4 protein-coding genes are annotated in these 4,208 nt (G+C 70.8%); 2 read left to right on the plus strand and 2 right to left on the minus strand.

Translation table 11 applies throughout. The features are described from left to right. On the plus strand, nt 1–184 hold a 184-nt coding region (locus FV222_RS18745; protein ID WP_147815368.1), incomplete at its 5' end, for a BA14K family protein. Nucleotides 185–339: 155 nt separating this feature from the next. Further along, the gene (locus tag FV222_RS18750; protein ID WP_147815369.1) at nt 340–846 is read left to right on the plus strand and encodes a YidB family protein; all 507 of its coding nucleotides are present in this window, start codon (nt 340–342) and stop codon (nt 844–846) included. Between the two features lie 346 nt (nt 847–1,192). Here the strand turns inward: FV222_RS18750 and FV222_RS18755 are convergent, their stop codons facing one another. Together FV222_RS18755 and gcvP are read right to left on the minus strand one after the other, a co-directional pair. Further along, nucleotides 1,193–2,038 carry a transglutaminase family protein gene (locus tag FV222_RS18755; RefSeq protein WP_147754008.1) on the minus strand — a complete coding sequence of 282 codons (846 nt, stop codon included), beginning with the start codon at nt 2,036–2,038 and terminating at the stop codon, nt 1,193–1,195. A 230-nt stretch (nt 2,039–2,268) separates the two neighbouring features. Beyond that, on the minus strand, nt 2,269–4,208 hold a 1,940-nt coding region (gene gcvP / locus FV222_RS18760; protein ID WP_147815370.1), incomplete at its 5' end, for an aminomethyl-transferring glycine dehydrogenase.

Here is a 4,208-nt window from a genome sequence, read left to right on the forward strand (position 1 = left end):
CCTTGCGGCAGGCGCGATCATCGGCGGCGCCATCGCCAACTCGCAGGCGCAGGCAGCGCCGGTGGTGGTGCAGGGCGGACCGAATCCCGAGGCGGTGGCCGCCTGCGCCCGCCGCTTCCGCTCCTACGACGCATCGAGCGGGACCTATCTCGGCAACGACGGCGACCGCCACCCCTGCCCGTGATCGCCCATCCCGCCGGACCCGCTTACGCGACGGGTCCGGCGGGATGACGCCCTGGCTTCGTCCGTCGCTTCGTTGTGTGCTGCCTTTTCGAGCCTGCGGCGTTTCCCTGGACCACTGCCCGGACCTTCCACCTTCTCAACCGACAAGGACGACCGATGAGCAAGGGCTATCCCTCAATGACCGCGCTGCTGGGCCTGCTGGCCGTGGCCGGCTACCAGAACCGCGACAAGATCGCGGAGCTGCTGAAGGGCCACGACACGGTGCCGAGCCATGAGACCGTGCCGAACGCTGGCACCGTCCCGCGCGTCCCCAACACCACGGCGACCGGGACCTCTGCCTCCGGCAACGGCCTCGGCACCTTGGGCAGCCTCCTCGGCGGCGTCGGCACGGCCGGCGTCGGCGGGCTCATCGCCAGCGGCCTGAGCGAGCTGGTGGACCACTTCACCAAGGGCGGCCACGGCGAGGCCGCCAGCTCCTGGGTCAATCAGGGCCCCAACCGCGACATCCGCGAGGCCGACCTCGCGCGCGCCATCGGTCCGGACACCCTCGACCACCTGACCCAGCAGACCGGCCTGAGCCGGTCGGCGCTGCTGGCCCGCCTCTCGCGTGAGCTTCCCTCGGCCATCGACCGCTACGCCGCCGACGGCCGCAGCCCGGCCTGAACCCGTCGGGTTCGCGGCGGGTCGTCCGACGACCGCATCGAGACCGCATCCGGCCTCCGTGCCGGGTGCGGTCTTTTTCGTTCCCTGGCCCGTCGTGCGAGGCGGGGAGGGGCGGCATGCGCCCGTCACCGCCAACCGAGCAGCACGACGTAGCCGGAATAGGTGAGGGCGGTGGCCATCAGGGCGAGCGCAATCGGATCCATCGCGGCCGGATAGCGGCGTCGCGGGCGCCCGGCCACCACGCGATCCGCCGCAGCGGCGGGATGACCCCGGCCCGGCGGCGTGATCGAGGACGTTTGGAAAAACAGGGCCGGCGCCTTCGAGCGACGGCCCTGCAAAGGCCCGCTCAGGCGGCCTGCATCAGCACGAAGTCGTCGGGCACCGCGTCGGTGTGGACGTCGAACTGCGCCAGCAGCGCCGTGCCGAAGCTCGTCGAGATCGCGACGTCGGTGGCGTCGCGGCCGCGCGCGATCACGATGCGGCCGATCCGGCGGGCGTCGTGGCGGGCGTCGAACGTGTACCAGCGGCCGCCGGTCGGGCCGTCGAGGTAGACCTCGAACCAGGCCGAGAAGTCCATCGGGTTGATGTCCACCGGCACGCCGATGTCGCCGAGATAGCCGGTGCAGTAGCGCGCCGGGATGTTCATGCAGCGGCACAGGGCGACGGCGAGATGCGCGTAGTCGCGGCAGACGCCGACCTGCTGGTTGTAGCCGTCGAAGGCCGAGCGGGTGGCGTCGGCGAGCTGGTAGTCGAAGCGGATGCGCTGGTGCACCCAGGTGACGATCGCCTGGACCCGGGCCCAGCCCTCCGGCGTCGTGCCGAACAGCGACCACGCGATGGCGGAGAGCTTGTCGGTCTCGCAGTAGCGCGAGCCCAGCAGGAACACGAGCACGTCGTCGGGCAGGTCCTGCACCGCGAATTGCCGCGCGGTCGGCTCGTAGGCGTCGAGCTCGCCGCTGTCGGCGATCAGGAAGTCGGCCGAGACCGTGACCCGCCCGCCCGGCGACAGCAGGCGCACGCAGGTGTTGCCGAACGCGTCGGTGTAGGTCCGCATCGGCACCGGGGGGTCGACCCGCATCGCGTCCGAGGTGAGCAGGTCGATGGCCCGCGAGGGGTGGACGTTGAGCTGGTAGGTGAGCGGCGTCGGCCCGAACGTGTCGTAGCCGATCGTGTAGCCGGTCCGGATCTTCATCGAGCGCCCCGCCGCAAGGAGGAAAGAGTTTCCAAATATCGGTAGAGGTGTTTGTTCCTGAAGCGGAAGTCCCAGGAAAGGCATTCGGCGCCCAAAGAGTCGGCAAATGGCGCGGAACCGTCGTTCCGGGCGCCGAACCCGCGACGCGCGCCGGCCGGGAGCCTGCAAGGAGCCTGCAAGGAGCCTGCAAGGAGCCTGCAAGAGGCCGGAAACGCGTCGCCGGCGCCGGCTCATTCCGCGGCTTCCTCGTAGCTGTCCGGGGCCGGGCAGGAGCACATCAGGTTGCGGTCGCCGTAGGCGTTGTCGACGCGGTTGACCGGCGGCCAGTACTTGTCGATGCCGCGCGCGCCCGACGGAAAGCAGGCGGCCTCGCGGGAATAGGGCCGCTCCCAGGCGCCGATCAGGTCCTGCACCGTGTGGGGGGCGTTCTTGAGCGGGTTGTTCGCCCGGTCGATCCGCCCGTCCTCGATGGCGCGGATCTCCTCGCGAATCGCCAGCATCGCGTCGCAGAACCGGTCGATCTCGGCCTTGGTCTCGGATTCGGTCGGCTCGATCATCAGCGTGCCGGCCACCGGCCAGCTCATGGTCGGCGGGTGGAAGCCGCAGTCGATCAGGCGCTTGGCGACGTCCTCCACCGTGACGCCGGCGCTCTTCTGGAAGGGGCGCACGTCGACGATGCATTCGTGCGCGACCCGGCCGTTCGCGCCGGCATAGAGGATCGGGTAGGCGTGCCCGAGCCGGGCGGCGATGTAGTTGGCGTTGAGGATCGCGACCCGCGTCGCCTGGGCGAGGCCGCGCCCGCCCATCATCAGGCAGTAGCTCCACGAGATCGGCAGGATCGAGGCCGAGCCGTAGGGGGCAGCCGACACCGCGCCCTCCGTGCCCGAGCGCGGATCGGAGGGCAGGAACGGGATCAGGTGCGCCTTGACGCCGATCGGCCCCATGCCCGGCCCGCCGCCGCCATGCGGGATGCAGAAAGTCTTGTGGAGGTTCAGGTGGCTCACGTCCGCCCCGATGTCGCCGGGCCGCGCCAGGCCGACCAGCGCGTTGAGGTTGGCACCGTCGAGGTAGACCTGGCCGCCATGGGCGTGGACCACGTCGCAGAGCTCGCGCACCCGCGCCTCGAACACCCCGTGGGTCGAGGGATAGGTGATCATGCAGGCGGCGAGCTTCTCGGAATGCCGCTCGGCCTTGGCGCGGAAGTCTTCCACGTCGATGTTGCCGTCGGCGTCGGCGCCGACCACCACCACGCTCATCCCGCACATCTGCGCCGAGGCCGGGTTGGTGCCGTGGGCCGAGGACGGGATCAGGCAGATCGTCCGGTGCGCCTCGCCGCGGGACAGGTGGTAGCGCCGGATCGCCAGCAGCCCGGCGTATTCGCCCTGCGCGCCCGAGTTCGGCTGCATCGAGATCGCGTCGTAGCCGGTGATCGCGCAGAGCTTGTCGGAGAGGTCGCCGATCAGCGCGTGGTAGCCCGCCGCCTGGTCGGCCGGCACGAACGGATGGATCTCGGAGAATTCCGGCCAGGAGATCGGCAGCATCTCGGCGGTGGCGTTTAGCTTCATCGTGCAGGAGCCGAGCGGGATCATCGCCCGGTCGAGCGCCAGGTCGCGGTCGGCGAGGCGGCGCATGTAGCGCGTCATCTCGCTCTCGGCCCGGTTCATGTGGAAGATCGGGTGGGTGAGGTATGCCGAGGTCCGCACCAGCGCCTCGGGGAGGCGCGGCTCGGGCCAGGCCTCGTCGTAGGCCGGGTCGTCGGCGCCGAAGGCGCGCCACACCGCCTGGAGGATGTCGGGGCGGGTGCGCTCGTCCACCGTGATGCCGATGCGGTCGTCGCCGACCTTGCGCAGGTTGACCCCGTTGGCGACCGCGTGCGCCAGGATCACCCCCTGGAACGCCCCGACCCGGACGGTGATCGTGTCGAAGAAGTGCTCGGGCTCGACCGCAAAGCCCAGATCCGCCAGCCCCCGGCCGAGGCGCACCGCGTCGCGGTGGACGCGCTGGGCGATGGCCTTCAGCCCGGCCGGGCCGTGGAACACCGCGTACATCGAGGCGATGACGGCGAGCAGCACCTGCGCGGTGCAGATGTTCGAGGTCGCCTTCTCCCGGCGGATGTGCTGCTCGCGGGTCTGCAGCGCGAGGCGGTAGGCGCGGCGGCCGTGGGCGTCGA

The sequence above is a fragment of the Methylobacterium sp. WL103 genome (genome assembly GCF_008039885.1).
Classification (GTDB): domain Bacteria; phylum Pseudomonadota; class Alphaproteobacteria; order Rhizobiales; family Beijerinckiaceae; genus Methylobacterium; species Methylobacterium cerastii.

Coding starts and splice junctions, on each gene's coding strand:
- FV222_RS18750 (WP_147815369.1), top strand. CDS start 340: ATGAGCAAGGGCTATCCCTCAATGACCGCGCTGCTGGGCCTGCTGGCC.
- FV222_RS18755 (WP_147754008.1), bottom strand. CDS start 2,038: ATGAAGATCCGGACCGGCTACACGATCGGCTACGACACGTTCGGGCCG.